Genomic DNA, 17061 nt, shown 5'->3' with positions numbered 1-17061 from the left:
TTTCCGATTTATTCTGAAATACTGCCTATTTTAAAGATAAAATATAACAATTCTGATATATTATTTTCCCACGCAGAACTTTTCAAATACCTGATCGACCACCGCATCCGAAACACGCTCGCCGGTCAGTTCATTCAAAGCTGCAATGGCACCCTCCAGCGAGACCGTCACCGCGTCCCACGTCATGCCTATAAGCAAAGCGTTTTCCGCTTCCTCCAACGCCGTGAGCGCCTTTTGTACGTCCGCGCGTTGGCGCTCCGTATAGAGAATGCCGTCGTTCGGGTTCAGCTCAGCGGTTTTCAGTGCGCGTGCGGCCGCGTTTTGCAGCGCAGGCAGTCCCTCTCCGGAAAGCGCCGAGACCGTCACGACCTCTTTGAAATGCTTATCGATCTCCGCACGGTCGATCTTCGGCGCGAGGTCGGATTTATTGATGACCGCCACGGCCGGTGTATCGCCTATGGCATCCATCAACGCGCGGTCGTCGTCGTTCAACTCTTCACTCGCATCAAACACCGCCAGCACAAACTGTGCCGTTTTGACGCGATCCAAAGCCATGCGCACACCGATCTGCTCCACGCGGTCTTCCGTATCGCGAATGCCGGCGGTGTCGGCAAGGCGCAGCGGAATTTCACCGAGCAGTACAGTCTCCTCCACCACGTCACGCGTCGTGCCCGCAAGATCGGTCACAATGGAACGCTCGCAACCCGCAAGCAGGTTCATCAGCGTGGATTTGCCGGCGTTCGGGCGGCCTGCAATGACCGTCACCACACCTTCGCGCAGAATGCGCCCGCCGTCAAAGCCGGAGAGCAAGTCTTTCAGCGCCGTTTTTCCGGCGGCAAGGCGCGTCTTCAGCATCGTCTCATCCACCTGTGGAATGTCGTCGTCCGGGTAATCCGCCCATGCGGCAAGGTGCGCACCGATGTCCGTCAGATCCGAACGCAGCTTTTCAATGCGGCGGGAAAGTGCGCCGTCGTGTCCCGCCTGCGCCGCTTTCATCGCTTCGCGCCCCTGCGCGGAGATGATCTGCATGACAGCTTCCGCCTGCGCAAGGTCCATTTTGCCGTTTAAAAACGCGCGGCGCGTAAATTCGCCCGGCGCCGCAGAGACCGCACCGGCAGCAAAAACCGCCTGCAAAACCGCTTTTAAAACGAACAATCCGCCGTGGCAGGAAAGCTCCACCACGTCTTCACCCGTAAAGCTGTGCGGTGCGGCAAAAACGGTCGCAACGCACTCATCGAGGCGCTCGCCGTCCGGCGCATACACGTGTCCGAAGCGGCACGTGTAACCCGCCATATCACAGAGCTTCGCGCCGGAAACCGACTTAAAAACACGGTCGCCGACCGCGCGGGCCTCATCGCCCGAAATGCGAATGACTCCGATGCCGCCCGGCGCCGCCGCCGTGGAGATTGCTGCAATGGTCTTCATAGTTTATCCCTTCTTCTCGTTCGCTGCACATGCAACACTTTCTCATTTTGTATTATACCACGCGGCGAAAAGATTGTCACGCAGAATGTCGGAAAACGCAGGAAAATCACAGAGAAAGCGCAAAAACCTCCGCATACGCAAAGTATACGGAGGTTCTCTGTTTTAAAGTTTTAGTTTTTGGAAATCTTGCCGTACGGCGTGGAAACGTCGTCCAGAACACGCGGTGCTGCGGGAGCGGTGCGATTTTGTGCCGGACGGCTGTCACGGTTATCTCTGCGCGGAGCGCGAGCACCGCGATTATCGCGGTTGTAGCCGCCGTTTCTGCCGCGGTTATTGCCGCCGCGACGGTTATCGCGTCTTACGTAGCGCTCGCCGCCCTCAGGGCCGATCACAACGTGGCGGGCAAGGTCTTCACCCTCGCTCCAGGACTTCGCACCCTCAACCTCCTGCACGGCGGTGTGGATGATGCGGCGCTCATACGGATTCATCGGCTCCAAGGAGGCATTGCGACCGGTCTTTACGGCGCGGGCAGCCATCTTTCTGCCGAGATTTTCAAGCGTTTCCTTGCGCTTTTCGCGGTAATTGCCCACGTCCAGCGTAATGCGGTAATAAGACTCGTCCACATGGTTTGCAACGAGAGACGCAAGATACTGGAGGGAATCCAGTGTTTCGCCGCGGTGGCCGATGATGAAGCCGATATTTTCGCCGGTGAGCACAAGCTCTGCGCCTGCCTCTTCCTCGCGGATCTCAATATTTACGTCGCCGAGGCCCATGCCGGAAAGAACGTTGCGCAGATACTCTGCTGCGGCGTCTGCCGGTGTGGAACGGATGAACGCGCGCACCTTTGCCGGTCTGCCGCCGAAAAGGCCGAAGCGCTTTTTCTCTTCCGTTTCGAGAACTTCAAACTCTGCGTCTGCGGGGTCTACGCCCAGCATTGCGCATGCTTTTTCATACGCTTCTTCTGTGGTTGCGCCTGTTGCGATTGCTTCTTTTACCATGGCTTTCTTCTTCCTTTCTTCTTTTCAATACTCTATCTTTATCCCGTTTCGGAGTGAAAGGAGGTGGGGATAACAGCCTTTATTTATTTCTTGCTTCCGAGATAATCGGTAGAATTGCCTTTGTTTTTCTGCGCATTTCCGCCCTTTTTACCGGCCGCTTTCTTTTCCTTCTGCGCGGCCTGGCGCTCTGCCTGCGCCTGGTTCTTCGCCTCAATCTTATCGGCGATCTGCTTTTGCAGGTTTGCGGGCAGCGGCTTTACCTTCCGATCCGCCTGTAAAAGCGTCACATAGCGGCTCGCTTCCGACTTTGCGGAGACCTGCTCCGGCGAAAAATACTTGTGCGTGATGAGCGTCTGTGCAAAACCGACCAACGCGGAAATAATCCAATAGAAACCGACAGCTGCCGGCATGATGTATGCCCAGTATGCGGACAGAAGCGGCATGCCGTACATCATGACCTTCATGCAGCCCTGACCTGCGCCCTGCTGCTGTGTGGGCTGCAGCTTCTGCATGACAAAGGACTGGCCCCAGTAGGTCACAAGTGCCAGCACCGGGATGATCCACAGCATAGAAGCGAACGAGCTCGTGTTCGGGGACGCGAGCAGGTCAAGACCGAAGCACTTGAATCCCTTGCCGAAAAACTCAATCTTCTGCACATCGTCCGCGGAGAACATCGTCAGGTGGTCCTTCAGTGCGTCGAAATTCTTAACGATCTCAAGCTCTACATACTGGTTCGTGCTTGCAATGCCCGGAATCTTAGAAACGAATTCCGTAGCCTGCGAAATGGTGTCCTTTGCAATATGCAGGGTGTTTGAGAGCGGATAAATAACGGAGTAATAAATGCTGAGCATGATCGGGAACGGAAGCAGCGTCGTCAGACAGCCGCCGCCGGGATTCACACCCTCTTTTTCGTAGAGCTTCTGCAGCTCTTCGTTATACTTCATCTGGTCCTTGGCGTACTTCTTCTGCAGCTCCTGCTGCTTGCTTGCCAATCTGGACTGCGCCGCCATGCTCTTCTGCGATTTAATCGAGAACGGGAACATCAGCGCCTTTACGATGATCGTGAACAGGATGATCGCGATACCGTAGTTTTTGAAAACGGTGTACAGGAACCACAGCAGATAGCCGAGTACGCTGCCGAAGAAATTAAAAATAGACATCATAGTAGTTGACCAAATCCTTCCCGGATCAAAACTTATTCTTTTTTTCGCTTTTCCGGCACGGGGTCATAGCCACCGCGGGAAAACGGATTACACCGCAGAATGCGCCAAAGCGCAAGCACGCCGCCGAGTAAGGCGCCATACCGCTCCACGGCTTCTTCCCCGTACTGTGAGCAGGTGGGGATATACTTGCAGCAGCCGCGCGTTGCACGCGGTCTCAGCTTCCGATAGAGATGGATGAGCCCAATGACGGCGCGGCGCGGCCAATACCGCACACCCTTTTTCGCCGAAATGCGTCCGCCTTTATATTGTATCGCAGCGGACACAGGCTCTTTCTGTTTTCTCATACTGCTTTTCTGATCTGTCGTTATGACAATTCTTCTTTCGTTACACTTGCGGTTTCTTCGCCCGTCTCCGACGTCCTTTCGGAGTCATTTTCCGCCGTTTTTGCGGAGTTATTTTTATCTTTGGGTAGGGCAACAAGCACGCCGAGTTCCTCAAGCGCGCTTTTTAACTGCGAAGATACGATTTGATAGTTTGCGAACGGCGTTCTGCCGCGGCTGACGAGGACAAGGTCATACCCCGGCTTCAGCTGCGGATACAGCGCACGGATGCTTTCACGCAGAAGGCGCCGCGCACGGTTCCGCTTGACCGCGTTGCCGATCTTTTTGCTGGCCGTAATGCCCACGCGCGCCTGCTTCACCTTTTTATTGCGCAGGCAATACAGCACAAGCGCCGGGCGCACCGCGCTTTTTCCGCGGGCGTAAACGCGCTTATACTCGTGGTTTTCAGTCAGCGGCACAAGGATGTCCATGGGTAAGCCTCCAAAGCCGTTCGGTAAGGCCAAAGCTGCGTATAGCAGAGCCTTGCCGCCGAAAAAATCAGGCAAAACAAAGAAAGGTCACGCAGCGGTGACCCTCAAAGCATACATTAATAGGTTAAACGTGCTCTGCCCTTTGCTCTGCGACGCGCCAGAACTTTACGTCCGTTGCGTGTAGACATTCTCTTTCTGAAGCCGTGCTCCTTCTTTCTGTGGAGCTTCTTCGGCTGATAGGTTCTCAGCATATCAAAAACCCTCCTTTCACGAGGTTACTTATCAAAATGCGGTCTGCAAATAACAGTCCGTTATAGATAAGCATTATACCTTAAAACCGTAGAAGCTGTCAACCTTTTTTCGGGTTTTTACGGAAAAAAACTTGGAATGAAGCGCTGCAAAGGTAAAAGCAGAGGAAAATAGAAGGCCTACATGTTTTTTTCAGCCTGAAAAAACACAAAGCAACGTGCGCAATGCTAAATGTTTTTAATCGATCTTTTTTCAAGAAAGGTTATGGGAGCTCGGGGCAAAATTTCCCATTCCTGCGTCAAAAATCTGCCTTCGCGCTCCCTTTTTCCACCCTTTCTGCATATAAATTGCCGAAAACACGTTTCTTTCCCGCTTTTTGCCTGTGAAGTCCGTCAGATTTTTCAACATTCCACAGGTTTTCTGTGGACAACTTTGCGGTTTTGTGCTACACTATATATTAGTATTTTAGCGTCAAAATGCACTTTCAATGCCGCTTCTTCGGTCATCATGACCGCTGCGGCGCGGCTATGGGCGCATACCGATACCAAAACCTAAAAGAAAGGGAATAAGGAAATGGAATCATTCTTAGAAGCATGGGACCTCATTTGCGACTACTGCAAAAAGCAGGTCACCGACGTGAGCTATGAAACCTGGTTCAGCAAGCTCGTCCCCATCTCGCTCGATTTCGGAGCAGGCGTTGCAATCATTCAAGCGCCGAACGAATTTAACAAATCCACCATCGAGCGCGGCTTTCACAAGTGCTTGAACGACGCCGTACAAAGCGTTTTCGGCGAAGCTTTCACCTATAAGCTCATCACCCCGATGGAGAAAAAAGAAAAAGAGCGCGTGCCGGACGATGACGAATACGAGTACACGTTTGAAACGTTCATCGAGGGCAGCTCCAATAAATTTGCCTGCGCAGCCTGCCGCTATGTTGCAAAAGAGCCGGCCAAAAACTACAATCCCCTCTTTATCTACGGCAACTCCGGCCTCGGCAAAACGCACCTGCTCAATGCCATCGGTCACGAGCTCAAAAAGAATTTCCCGGATAAGGATATCATTTACGTCAAGGGCGACCAGTTTGCAAACGAGCTGATCGAGGCCATCCGCGCCGGTACCACCGTGAGTTTCCGCGAAAAGTACCGCAAGGCCGACGCACTCCTCATCGACGATATTCAGTTCATCGCCGGCAAGGAATCCACGCAGGAAGAGTTCTTCCACACATTCAATACATTATACGAATCCAAAAAGCAGATCGTTTTAACAAGCGACCGTCCCCCGCGCGACATCGCTACCTTGGAAGATCGTCTGAAGACCCGCTTTGAATGGGGCCTTACCGCCGATGTGCAGCCGCCGGACTTTGAGACCCGCATGGCAATCATCAAGCGCAAAGCCGAGCTTGTCGGTCTCAGTGTGCCGGACAACGTCTGTGAATTTATCGCACAGAAGCTCAAGAGCAACATCCGCCAGCTGGAAGGCACGGTCAAAAAGCTCAACGCCATCCATCTTGTGGAAGGCGCCACCCCCACTATCAGCACGGCACAGCGCGCCATCAGCGACATCGTAAACAACGAGCAGCCTGCGCCTGTCACCGTCAGCAAAATCATTGAAGAAGTCGGCCGCACCTACGGCGTTTCCCCGGAAGATATCAAGTCCTCCAAGCGCAACGCAAATGTTTCCTTTGCGCGCCAGATCTCCATGTATGTCGTGCGCGAGATTACACAGATGCCTATGGTCGAGATCGGCAAGGAATTCGGCGGCAGAGACCACTCCACCGTCGTTTACGCCATCCAGCAAATCGAAGAAAAATCTGCGCGCGATCCCGTGACGAAGGCCACCGTCAGCGACATCATCAAAAATATTCGCGACCGCTGATCTTCTTTCACCCCTAAAGTGCTCCATTTCCCTTATTCTTTCCTATATACTGGAATACAGGCAAATTCGCTGTACTTTTAAAAATATCAAATACAGAGCATTTCCTATAACGTTCTGTATAATTGTCGTAGACTTTCTTGTGGCTATCTTTGAAGCACAACCACAAGATATAGGGTATGATCTCCAGTGTCCTTACACACGAAAGTCAAAATAAAATCAACGAGTTTTCAACATTTCACACAGAGTTTTCAACTGCTCTGTGGACGAAATCAAATTTTCCACACTCTCCACAATCCCTCCACATCCATTTTCGCAAAACTTTCGCGCGATTTTCACCTGTCCAAAGCCACTTTTTGAAGTTTCCAACTTTTTCACACCCTCTACGACTACTGCTATAACTTATACTTAAAATAAATATAAAAAAGGACCGCAAGCTTACTCCTTCCACATCTCCACACCCAAAAACACATAGAAATGTAAAAAACCAAAATGCGCGGTAAAACTTCCGCGGTCCAAAATGCTAAACAAAAGGCCAAAACCACAAAACCGCGCAGAAAGGAAGAACTTATCCACATGAAATTCACCGTAGAAAAAAGATTGTTGAACGAAGCCGTAACCAATCTGCAAAGAGCGGTTTCCTCCAAAACTTCTATTCCGGCGCTCGAAGGCATCCTCATCCGCAGCGAAGAAAACCGCCTCATTTTAACCGCTTACGATCTTGAAATCGGCATGCAAACCGAGCTACCCGCCATCATTTCCGCGCCGGGCGCGATCATCCTCACCGCAAAGCTGTTCGCCGAGATCGTCCGCCGTTCGCCGGACGAGGACATCACCATTGACGTGGACGACCGCAACACCGCCACCATCACCTCCGGCGTGAGCTGCTTCACCATCATCGGTATGGATTCGGCAGAATTCCCGGAGCTGCCGAAAATCACCGACGCCGATACAATCAAAATGCCGCAGGAACTCTTAAAAAGTATGATTCGCCAGACGCTTTTTGCCGTCGCGGACAGCACCGCAAAGCCGATCCATCAGGGCAGTTTGTTCAAAATTGAAAACGGAAATTTAGATGTTGTGTCGGTTGACGGCTACCGGTTGGCCCTGCGCCGCGAGGCGATTAACTACGCGAACAACACCGAATTTGTCGTTCCTGGAAAGACACTTTCCGAAGTACTCAAGCTCTTAAAGGACAGCGAGGGCGAAGTGGAGATTTGTCCGAGCCGCCGCCACATTTTGTTCCGCATCGATAATTATACGGTTATTTCTGCTTTGCTCGAGGGCGAATTCCTCGATTATAAATCGGCACTGCCGAAGGATAAAAAAACCGAAGTTACGGTTTCCACTCGTACGATGATCGAAAGTGTCGAGCGCGTTTCGCTTCTCATCACCGACCGCCTGAAAAGCCCGGTGCGCTGCGTGATTGGCGAAGACACCGTCAAGCTTTTCTGCACCACCACCATGGGCCGTGCCACCGACCAGATTTCAGCGGAAATTTCCGGAGACCAGCTTGAAATCGGTTTCAATAACAAATATTTACTCGATGCACTCCGCGCGGCGGAGACCGACGAAGTTCGACTGCAGCTCGGCGGCCCGATCAGCCCGATGCTCGTTCTGCCGAAGGAGGGCGACGCGTTTTCGTTCCTCGTCCTGCCGGTACGCCTGCGCAGCGAAATGTGATCGATGTTTCACGCGCTGTCCGCCATTCACGGACAAGTGTTACGACTTTCGTGAAACATTAACTTGTGAAGCTTTGACACCAAAATCTAAAGTATAAATTCCGTACAACTTTAATGTGCGAACAAACGCGAAGATTCGTACATTAAATTTATCTTTATTTTATAAAGGATCGAATATATTATGAAAAATGAGATCATCACGATCACAACGGAGTTCATCCGTCTGGATGCACTTTTAAAGCTTGGCGGCGCGTTGGATACCGGCGGACAGGCCAAATTCGTCATTCAAAACGGCGAAGTCGAAGTAAATGGCGAAGTCTGCACCATGCGTGGAAAGAAAATGCGCGACGGCGACTATGCCGAATATAACGGCGGCCGCTATACGGTAAAAGTGGAGGAATGAGCCGGTGAACGTACTGCGCCTCGGCTTTGAAAATTTCCGAAATTTGTGCCCGGGCGAAATTTTTCCGGGCGAAACCATCAATGTCATTCACGGCAGCAATGCCCAGGGCAAAACGAATTTGCTTGAGGCCATCTGGCTTTTTACGGGCGGACATTCGTTTCGCGGCACAAAGGATAGTGAGTTGCCGGTTTTAAAAGACGGCAAAAATGCGCCTGCGGCCTCACTTTCCATGACGCTGTTTACAGAAGGACGCGAGCAGGAGCTAAGGCTCGAACTGCGCGACGGTCGGCGCTCCAGTGTCATCAACGGCGTGGAGAAAAAGACCGGCTCGGCGCTTGTGGGCAAGTTCTGCGCCGTCATTTTTTCGCCGGAGCATCTTTTGCTCGTCAAAGAAGGCCCTTCGCGCCGCCGCGCGTTTTTAGACGGTGCGTTGTGCCAGTCCCGCCCGGCATTTACGCGCGTTTTGGCGCATTATAATAAAGCTCTCATGCAGCGCAATGCGCTTTTAAAGGATATTCCGCGTCACCCGGAGCTTATCGATACGCTTGATGTTTGGGACGAGCGCCTTATTCTGTTCGGCACGGAGGTCGTACAGGAGCGCGCTGCGTTCTGCAAAGATCTGGAGCCGCGTGCGGCGGAAATTTACCGGGGTATCGCGAAAAACAGGGAGGAAATCACGCTTTCTTACGCGCCGTTTGGCGGTGCGGAGACAAAAACGGAGATTGCCGAGCGGTTTTCCGAAGCGCTGAAAAACGCCAGAAATGCCGATGCTCGCGCGGGGTTTACGTCCGTCGGCCCGCACAGAGATGATTTGATGCTCACCATAGACGGACTTTCCGCCAGAACGTTCGGTTCGCAGGGGCAGCAGCGCAGCATCGTGCTGGCGTTAAAGCTTGCGGAAGCCGATATTCTGTACCGAAAAACCGGCGAGCGCCCGGTTATCTTGCTCGATGACGTGATGAGTGAGCTTGATATGAGCCGCCGCGATTATCTTTTGAATCACCTTGACGGGCGGCAGGTGTTCATCACGTGTTGCGACCCGGAAACTGTGCGCCTGATGGAAACGGGACGCGGGTTCTATGTGGAAAAAGGCACGGTGCGGCAGGATACGGACGAAAAAGCAGGGGAAGTGCACGCGGAAAACGAAACGCCGACTTGCGAAAGCGAGTAAACCTGTGGTATGATAAGGAGCATGGTATGTATATTCACCTTGGTATGGGCGTTGTAGTGCGCGAAGAAGACGTCGTGGGCATTTTCGATATGGAAAACACCACGGTCTCCGGCGCAACGCGCGATTTTTTGAAGCGCGCCCAAAAAGAGAACCTTGTGGAAGACGTGTGCTATGACCTGCCGCGTTCCATTGTGGTTTGCAGAGACTATATCGGCGGCGAGCGCGTGTATATCACGCAGATTGCTCCGGCCACGCTTTTAAAACGCTCCCGCGCGGAGATCGGCGGCATTGCGCTGAGACCGCACGCCAAGGGACTGTAACAGAAAGGATCTTCATTTATGCAGTATTTCGGCATTCCTACCTGTCCGTATTGCAAAAAGCATGTCAACCTTGTTCGCACGTGGAGATTGAAGCGTGAGGGCGAGTATAAATGCCCGCGCTGCGGCGGTATTTCCAATATCTATCTTTCTCCGCTCGTGTATGTGTTTGCCGTGCTGGCTATCTGCGCCGGCGTGTGCATCTATTTCTTCCATAAATTCGTTTTGGATGACATCAAGCTGTTCACTTGCCTGCAAATTTTCATCCCGTTTGCGATTTTCTTCTTTTTAAGCCTTTTCACGGTGTATTTAAAGCGCCCTGTCATCCGCAGAGTACAACGCGAAGCCCCGCGACAGGCTCCGCAGCGCAATGCGGAACCGGAAAGACGTGCTCCGAGCCGTGACGATACGTTTACGGAGATGAATACGGGCAGATACAGAGAAAATAACGAGCCGGAGCGCAGAGTGAACCGACGCGTCTGAATTCTGACGGCAAATAAAATGTAAAGGTCTTTGATTAAACTTTCTTCAGAAAGCTTATAGAGCCTCGGGGCAAAGCCCTGAAAAACAGAAAATCCACACGGAAAAGAGCTGCCGAATTGTAATTTGCGGGCGGCTCTTTTTGCGTTCTTACCGACCGAAAAACCGCAGGAAATAGGGGAAAGCGGTGTGCATTTTCAAATATACATGCTTTTGTATGTTTATGCACAAAAAACCGCAGAAAATCTAAGCTTTCAGCCGACATTTTTCAAAAATGACCTTGTAAATTTTACCGTTTTGTACTATACTATTATATAAAGATAACCGCCTGCGGAACTGTACAAATGAAACAGGCGGCGTTTCTCTTTGAATAGATAACGAATGAATGTCTTTTATTTCAAAGGCACAAAAACACATTCGGCGTTTTCGTGCCGAAGAAAGGAAAATGAGAGTTAATATGGATATTAACGAAATGACGCATGTGGATACGAATTACGATTCGGATCAAATACAGGTCCTTGAAGGTCTGGAAGCCGTCCGCAAGCGCCCGGGCATGTACATCGGCTCTACCGGTCCGCGCGGCCTGCACCACCTTGTTTACGAAATCGTAGATAACGCCATCGATGAAGCGCTTGCAGGCTATTGCGACCGCATCGATGTGCGCATCCTGCCCGGCGACATCATCTGCGTACAGGATAACGGCCGCGGCGTGCCGGTCGGCGTGCAGCACCAGACGGGGCTGCCGGCTGTGACGGTTGTGTACACCATTTTGCACGCCGGCGGCAAATTCGGCGGCGGCAGCTATAAGGTTTCCGGCGGTCTGCACGGCGTTGGCGCTTCCGTCGTCAATGCGCTTTCCTCGTGGCTGGAGGTCGAGGTGCGCCAGGGCGGTCACCTGTACCGCCAGCGCTTCTCACGCGGCAACGCGGAATATGACCTGCAGGATCTCGGCCCCATCGAAAACCCGGAGCAGACAGGTACCATGGTTACGTTTAAGGCTGACCCCGAGATATTCAAAGAAACCACCGTTTATGATTTTGCCACGCTCGAAACGCGTCTGCGCGAGCAGGCATTTTTGAACGCCGGCGTCAACATCATCCTCACCGATGAGCGTGACCCGGAGAACATCAAAAGCGACCGTTTTCACTACGAGGGCGGCGTAGCAAGCTTTGTGGAGTACTTGAACCGCAAAAAAGCAGTGGAGGTCATCCACCCGGATGTAATTTATTTCTCCGCGACCGCGCCGGACAACAACTCTACCTGCGAAATCGCCATGCAGTATACGGACAGCTTTAACGAGCTGATTTTGTCCTTTGCAAACAACATTCACACGGTGGACGGCGGTACGCACGAAGACGGCTTCAAGCGCGCCTTAACGCGCGTGATGAACGATTACGCAAGAAAGTACAACATCTTAAAGGAAGCCGATAAAAACCTTTCCGGCGAGGATGTACGCGAGGGCCTCACGTGCGTCATCAGCGTAAAGGTGAAGGAGGCACAGTTCGAGGGCCAGACGAAGGGCAAGCTCGGCAATACGGAAATCAGCGGCCTTGTCAGCAATCTGATGAGCGACAAGCTGATGACGTTCCTTGAAGAGAACCCCGCCGTGGCACGCGCCATTTTCGACAAAGCCATGGCGGCCTCCCGCGCAAGAGAAGCGGCGAGAAAGGCAAGAGACCTTGTGCGCCGCAAATCTGCGCTTGAAAACGCAACACTGCCCGGCAAGCTCGCAGACTGCCAGTCCCGCAACCCGGAAGAGACCGAAATTTACATCGTCGAGGGCGATTCCGCAGGCGGCTCCGCAAAGGGCGGCAGAGACCGCAAATTTCAGGCGATCCTCCCCTTGTGGGGTAAAATGCTGAACGTTGAGAAGGCACGCTTAGACCGCGTTTACGGCAACGATAAGCTCATGCCGGTCATTACGGCGCTCGGTACGGGCATCGGCGAAGAGTTCGATTTGAATAAGCTCCGTTACGGCCGCGTCATCATCATGGCCGATGCCGATGTCGACGGTTCGCACATCCGCACTTTGCTTTTGACGTTCTTCTACCGCTATATGCGCCCGCTTGTCGAAGAGGGACACGTGTACATCGCACAGCCGCCGTTGTTCCGCATCACGAAGAATAAGCGCCACTATTACGCGTATTCCGATAACGAGCGCGACGAGATCATGACGCAGCTGCAGAGCGGCTACGATATTCAGCGCTACAAAGGCCTTGGTGAAATGGACTCCGAGCAGCTTTGGGAGACGACCATGAACCCGGAGACCCGCGTCATGCTGCAGGTCACGCCGAGCGATGCCGCACAGGCGGACGAAATCTTCACCATTTTGATGGGTGATAAGGTAGAGCCGCGCCGCGAGTTCATTGAGCGCAACGCAAAGTACGTAAAGAATCTGGACATTTAAGCGCGAAAGGATCAGCAAGCAATGGATAATATGGAAGAAAAGAAGGAAAACCTCATACAGGTGGACCTCAGAGAGATCATGGAGACGTCGTTCCTCGATTACTCCATGTCCGTTATCGTGCAGCGTGCGCTGCCGGACGTGCGCGACGGCTTAAAGCCGGTCCACCGTCGTATTCTCTACACCATGTATGAAAACGCTCTGTGGCCGGAAAAGGCTTACAGAAAGTGCGCGGATACCGTCGGTTCCGTACTGGGCCGCTACCATCCGCACGGCGATGCTTCGGTTTATGACGCGCTGGTGCGTCTTGCGCAGGATTTTTCCATGCGCTATATGCTCATTGACGGCCACGGCAACTTCGGTTCCGTAGACGGCGATCCGCCTGCTGCATACCGTTACACGGAAGCCCGCATGAGTAAGCTTTCTGTGGAAATGCTGAAGGATATTGAGAAGGACACGGTCGATTTCTCCCCGAACTACGACGACCGTTTGAAAGAGCCGAACGTGCTGCCCTCTCATTTCCCGAATATCCTCGTAAACGGTTCCACCGGTATCGCCGTCGGTATGGCGACGAACATTCCGCCGCACAACATGGGCGAAGTGCTTGATGGCGTGTGCGCTATGGTGGATAACCCCGATATCGACCTTGACGGCCTCATGCAGTACATTAAAGGGCCGGATTTCCCGACCGGCGGCATCATTATGGGCCGCAGCGGTATCCGCGCCGCATACGGCACCGGCCGCGGCAGAATTTACGTGCGTGCCCGCGCAGAGATCGTGGAAAAGCCGAACGGCCGCTACCAGATCGTCGTCACCGAGCTGCCGTATCAGGTCAACAAAGCAAGACTCATCGAAAACATCGCAGAGCTTGTCAAGGATAAGCGCATCGACGGCATCTCCAATATCGACGATCATTCCGACCGCAACGGTATGCACATTGCCATCGACATCAAGCGCGAAGCTTCCCCGCAGCTCGTTTTGAACCACCTGTATTCGCTTACGCAGATGCAGATCACGTTCGGCGTCATTATGCTGGCCATTGTAGACGGTCAGCCGAAGCTGCTCACCCTGCGCGATATTCTGCAGGAATACATCAAGTTCCAGAGTGAAGTTGTGCTGCGCCGCACGCAGTTCGACCTTAAAAAGGCGCAGGAGCGCGCCCACATTCTGGAAGGCCTCATGATCGCGCTCGACTTCATCGATGAAGTCATCGCCATCTTGAGAAATTCCAAGTCTATCCCGGAAGGCAAAGTCGCCCTCATGGAGCGCTTCGGCCTTGACGATGTGCAGGCACAGGCCATCGTGCAGATGCGCCTTGGCCAGCTGACCGGCCTTGAGAGAACAAAGCTCGAGGAAGAGCTTGCCGCACTGCGCCTGAAGATTGCGGATTTCCTCGACATCATCGCAAGCGAAGCGCGCCGCTACGGCATCATCAAGGATGAAGCCATGGAGATGAAGAAGCGCTTCAGCGACGAGCGCCGCACGGAGATCGCCGCCATTTCCGGCGAAATGGACGTGGAAGACCTCATCCCGGAGGAAGACTGCGTCTTGACACTGACGAACTTCGGCTACGTAAAGCGCCAGACGCTCGACACGTACCGCACACAGCGCCGCGGCGGACGCGGCATCTCCGGCATGAGCCGCCGCGAAGAAGACGTTGCGAGCGAGCTGTTCATTGCAAATTCGCATGACTTCGTACTGTTCTTCTCCGACAGAGGGCGCGTGTACCGCTTAAAGTGCTACGAGATTCCGGAGGGCTCCCGCACAAGCCGCGGCATGAACATCACAAATCTGCTGCCGCTTGAGCCCGAGGAGCGCATCACCTCTATGCTGCGCGTCACAAAGTCCGAGGAGGAAGACCACTTCCTCACCATGGTCACAAAGAACGCCGTCATCAAGCGCGTTGCGCTCTCTGCGTTCCGCAATGTGCGCAAAAACGGTCTTATCGCACTCGATCTCGCCGAGGATGACGAGCTCAGCTGGGTGCGCCTGACGAGCGGCAGCGATGATCTGCTCGTTGCAACGCGCTTCGGCAAGGCCATTCGTTTCCACGAGGCCGACGTGCGCGAAATGGGCCGTCAGGCCCGCGGCGTGCGCGCCATCCGTCTTGCAGAGGGTGACGTTGTGGTCGGCATGAGCGTCCTGCGCGAAAACGGTCTCGTGCTTACGGTTTCCGAGACCGGCTACGGCCGCCTCTCGAACCCCGAGGATTACCGCCTGCAGCATCGCGGCGGCATGGGTATCCTCAACTACCACGTTGAAAAATACGGCAATGTCGCGGCCATTAAGGTCGTTGATCTCAATGACGACATCATTCTCATCGCAGATGACGGTGTGATTATCCGTATCGAAGCCGGTTCCATTCGCATCTGTGCACGTCCCAGCAAGGGTGTTCGCGTGATGAAGGTCAACGAGGGCAGCAAGGTTATCACTATGGCCCGCGCCCCGCATGACGACGAGGAAGAAATCAGCGCCGTAGAAGACGACGGCACCGCCGAAGAGGGCGAAGATGAGCCCGTAACGGAAGCGGAAGACGTCATCCGTGACGATGAACCCGCAGAAGAAACAGAAGAAACCACGGAAGAGTAATTTTCCGGGCAATAAAAAAGAGCGTTGGTCAGAAGACCGGCGCTCTTTTTGCAATTTTTCAATTACGCGTTCGGATCCATAATGGCGCCGTGACCGCAGCAGTAGGTGTACACGTCCGTCGGGAACAGGCTCTGCAAATATTTGCGCTCCGCGGCGGCGCGGCGGGAATCGAGGTTCACGGTGGTCATTAAATACGGTGCAAGCAGGTTAAAATCATACTGCTCTTTTGAAAAGCCCTTGATGTTCACCATGATGTCGCCGCTGAAAACAATGCGGTGCGCGTCATCCACAAGCACGATCTCGCCCTTAAAGTGCCCGCCGTTGCCGTCGAAAACGCGCAGGGTAAGGCCCTCAAACTCCAGCGTGCCGCGCGGGGAGACGGGTGCGTCGCTTGCAGGCTCTGTGTGCTCAATAACGCGCAGCGTGTGCATATCGGGTGGCGTGTAGCCCGTCATCAGCTTGCAGATGCGGTTATACGGCGCACAAATGCGGTTCTGCTCGCGCAGATCGGGCAGACCGTTGTTCTGCAAGGCGAAATTCAGCCGCGTTTCCTCGTTCACATAGAATGTGTCGAACAGGTCGTGCAGGCCGCAATGGTCGATGTCCGCATGCGTGACGATAAGCGTGCGCTCCATATTGTCAAAGTTCGGGAACAGGCTGCGAAAAATCTTCAGCATCTCGTCCTTGTAGCATGGGAAGCCGCAGTCGATGAACAGCAGCTTGCGGTTTTTCTCCAGAATATACGTGTTGCCCCCGCACGGCGGCTCGATGATGTGCATTGTAAACCCGCCGAACAGACTGCGCTGCGAAATGCGCGCGCGGAAGTTTTCGCCCTTAAAGCTGTGCAGCATTTCGGCGATTTTGCCGATGTACGAAAACGTCTTGTGCGGCGCTTCGCCGTTTTCGTCAAGGTGCTGCATCAAAAGGTTGGAGTCTGCAATGAGCGCGTCCATATCTTCCTGCGGCAGGTGCAGGGTAGAAGCCAGCTGGTGCGCAAACGAAAGGTAAAACACCGTGTTGTCGAGCACCTTTTGGCTTTTGTCGTAGTTTAAAACACGCATTTCGCACAGCTTTGCGGCGCGGTCTAAAAAAGCTTTCGTCTGTGCGGGATCCTGAATATAAATGCCGACCTTTAAATCCTGATGGTCGGTGTCGTTTTCCTGCCCGCTCATGTACGTGATGTTAAAATTAAAGCTGTCGATGAGCTCCAAAACGGGCAGCACGGCGCTCGGTACGTTCGGCAGGTGGAATTCCAGCAAAATCGTTCTGCCGGGGTTATCCTCGTTTAAAATGTAGCCTACGTCGTTTAAACGCACAGCGATGGTATCAAGCTGCGCCTGCGAGCCGCTGACCTCCAAAAACAGCACGTGCAGGTCAACGGCTTTATTGTAGCTGACGCGCGTGATGTTCGCGCCGGACTGCGCCACAATGCGCGTAGCCTTCAAAAACGCACCGGCCTTGTTCGGTAGTCGCGTGATGAATGTTCTTCTCATGCGC

The 17061-nt window shown here is 53.4% G+C and carries 15 protein-coding genes; 8 read left to right on the top strand and 7 right to left on the bottom strand.

The features are described from left to right. Window positions 1-60 precede the first annotated feature (60 nt). From mnmE to rpmH, 6 genes are all read right to left on the bottom strand, one after another. Window positions 61-1425: a tRNA uridine-5-carboxymethylaminomethyl(34) synthesis GTPase MnmE gene (gene mnmE, locus ACLTX1_RS02125; protein ID WP_412330392.1), complete on the bottom strand. Its 1365-nt coding sequence runs from the start codon at window positions 1423-1425 to the stop codon at window positions 61-63. Window positions 1426-1595: 170 nt separating this feature from the next. After that, a complete protein-coding gene (gene jag, locus ACLTX1_RS02120) occupies window positions 1596-2423 on the bottom strand; it encodes an RNA-binding cell elongation regulator Jag/EloR (protein ID WP_412330391.1) in 828 nt (275 codons plus the stop codon). A gap of 83 nt (window positions 2424-2506) precedes the next feature. After that, on the bottom strand, window positions 2507-3586 hold the full coding sequence (locus tag ACLTX1_RS02115; RefSeq protein WP_412330390.1) for a YidC/Oxa1 family membrane protein insertase: 1080 nt from the start codon (window positions 3584-3586) through the stop codon (window positions 2507-2509). 32 nt (window positions 3587-3618) lie between these two features. After that, window positions 3619-3930, bottom strand: coding sequence for a membrane protein insertion efficiency factor YidD (gene yidD, locus ACLTX1_RS02110; protein ID WP_395506969.1), 312 nt, complete (start codon window positions 3928-3930; stop codon window positions 3619-3621). A gap of 20 nt (window positions 3931-3950) precedes the next feature. After that, complete coding sequence (gene rnpA / locus ACLTX1_RS02105) at window positions 3951-4397, bottom strand: ribonuclease P protein component (RefSeq protein WP_176820435.1); 447 nt, start codon at window positions 4395-4397, stop codon at window positions 3951-3953. A 116-nt stretch (window positions 4398-4513) separates the two neighbouring features. Beyond that, window positions 4514-4648: a 50S ribosomal protein L34 gene (rpmH, locus tag ACLTX1_RS02100; RefSeq protein WP_176820434.1), complete on the bottom strand. Its 135-nt coding sequence runs from the start codon at window positions 4646-4648 to the stop codon at window positions 4514-4516. A 571-nt stretch (window positions 4649-5219) separates the two neighbouring features. Between rpmH and dnaA the strand changes: the two genes are divergently transcribed. From dnaA to gyrA, 8 genes are all read left to right on the top strand, one after another. Next, a complete protein-coding gene (gene dnaA, locus ACLTX1_RS02095; RefSeq protein ID WP_308449492.1) occupies window positions 5220-6521 on the top strand; it encodes a chromosomal replication initiator protein DnaA in 1302 nt (433 codons plus the stop codon). A gap of 573 nt (window positions 6522-7094) precedes the next feature. After that, a complete protein-coding gene (gene dnaN, locus ACLTX1_RS02090; protein ID WP_343285327.1) occupies window positions 7095-8201 on the top strand; it encodes a DNA polymerase III subunit beta in 1107 nt (368 codons plus the stop codon). Between the two features lie 180 nt (window positions 8202-8381). Then, the gene (locus tag ACLTX1_RS02085; protein WP_316520741.1) at window positions 8382-8603 is read left to right on the top strand and encodes an RNA-binding S4 domain-containing protein; all 222 of its coding nucleotides are present in this window, start codon (window positions 8382-8384) and stop codon (window positions 8601-8603) included. A 4-nt stretch (window positions 8604-8607) separates the two neighbouring features. Continuing rightward, on the top strand, window positions 8608-9774 hold the full coding sequence (recF, locus tag ACLTX1_RS02080) for a DNA replication/repair protein RecF (RefSeq protein ID WP_412264877.1): 1167 nt from the start codon (window positions 8608-8610) through the stop codon (window positions 9772-9774). 26 nt (window positions 9775-9800) lie between these two features. After that, on the top strand, window positions 9801-10094 hold the full coding sequence (gene remB, locus ACLTX1_RS02075) for an extracellular matrix regulator RemB (RefSeq protein WP_176820429.1): 294 nt from the start codon (window positions 9801-9803) through the stop codon (window positions 10092-10094). Between the two features lie 18 nt (window positions 10095-10112). Beyond that, window positions 10113-10574, top strand: coding sequence for a hypothetical protein (locus ACLTX1_RS02070; RefSeq protein WP_412264873.1), 462 nt, complete (start codon window positions 10113-10115; stop codon window positions 10572-10574). A gap of 454 nt (window positions 10575-11028) precedes the next feature. Continuing rightward, window positions 11029-12978 (top strand): DNA topoisomerase (ATP-hydrolyzing) subunit B, encoded by a 1950-nt coding sequence (gene gyrB / locus ACLTX1_RS02065; protein ID WP_308449497.1) that lies wholly within the window; start codon window positions 11029-11031, stop codon window positions 12976-12978. A 30-nt stretch (window positions 12979-13008) separates the two neighbouring features. After that, on the top strand, window positions 13009-15564 hold the full coding sequence (gene gyrA, locus ACLTX1_RS02060; protein ID WP_395506992.1) for a DNA gyrase subunit A: 2556 nt from the start codon (window positions 13009-13011) through the stop codon (window positions 15562-15564). 62 nt (window positions 15565-15626) lie between these two features. On the opposite strand, the gene ACLTX1_RS02055 is transcribed toward gyrA, so the two are convergent. Beyond that, on the bottom strand, window positions 15627-17057 hold the full coding sequence (locus tag ACLTX1_RS02055; protein ID WP_412330389.1) for an MBL fold metallo-hydrolase: 1431 nt from the start codon (window positions 17055-17057) through the stop codon (window positions 15627-15629). Window positions 17058-17061 lie beyond the last annotated feature (4 nt).

Origin of the sequence: Hominenteromicrobium sp., assembly GCF_046974225.1 — a bacterium.
Classification (GTDB): domain Bacteria; phylum Bacillota; class Clostridia; order Oscillospirales; family Acutalibacteraceae; genus Hominenteromicrobium; species Hominenteromicrobium mulieris.
Note: the sequence above shows the minus strand (reverse complement) of the source record. Positions and strands in the feature narration are given on the sequence as shown.

Excerpts from the sequence above, each read along its gene's own strand:
- dnaN (WP_343285327.1), top strand. The coding sequence starts at position 7,095 with ATGAAATTCACCGTAGAAAAAAGATTGTTGAACGAAGCCGTAACCAAT.
- yidD (WP_395506969.1), bottom strand. The coding sequence starts at position 3,930 with ATGAGAAAACAGAAAGAGCCTGTGTCCGCTGCGATACAATATAAAGGC.
- ACLTX1_RS02070 (WP_412264873.1), top strand. The coding sequence starts at position 10,113 with ATGCAGTATTTCGGCATTCCTACCTGTCCGTATTGCAAAAAGCATGTC.
- ACLTX1_RS02115 (WP_412330390.1), bottom strand. The coding sequence starts at position 3,586 with ATGATGTCTATTTTTAATTTCTTCGGCAGCGTACTCGGCTATCTGCTG.
- mnmE (WP_412330392.1), bottom strand. The coding sequence starts at position 1,425 with ATGAAGACCATTGCAGCAATCTCCACGGCGGCGGCGCCGGGCGGCATC.
- rpmH (WP_176820434.1), bottom strand. The coding sequence starts at position 4,648 with ATGCTGAGAACCTATCAGCCGAAGAAGCTCCACAGAAAGAAGGAGCAC.
- gyrB (WP_308449497.1), top strand. The coding sequence starts at position 11,029 with ATGGATATTAACGAAATGACGCATGTGGATACGAATTACGATTCGGAT.
- jag (WP_412330391.1), bottom strand. The coding sequence starts at position 2,423 with ATGGTAAAAGAAGCAATCGCAACAGGCGCAACCACAGAAGAAGCGTAT.
- dnaA (WP_308449492.1), top strand. The coding sequence starts at position 5,220 with ATGGAATCATTCTTAGAAGCATGGGACCTCATTTGCGACTACTGCAAA.
- ACLTX1_RS02055 (WP_412330389.1), bottom strand. The coding sequence starts at position 17,057 with ATGAGAAGAACATTCATCACGCGACTACCGAACAAGGCCGGTGCGTTT.
- gyrA (WP_395506992.1), top strand. The coding sequence starts at position 13,009 with ATGGAAGAAAAGAAGGAAAACCTCATACAGGTGGACCTCAGAGAGATC.
- remB (WP_176820429.1), top strand. The coding sequence starts at position 9,801 with ATGTATATTCACCTTGGTATGGGCGTTGTAGTGCGCGAAGAAGACGTC.
- rnpA (WP_176820435.1), bottom strand. The coding sequence starts at position 4,397 with ATGGACATCCTTGTGCCGCTGACTGAAAACCACGAGTATAAGCGCGTT.
- ACLTX1_RS02085 (WP_316520741.1), top strand. The coding sequence starts at position 8,382 with ATGAAAAATGAGATCATCACGATCACAACGGAGTTCATCCGTCTGGAT.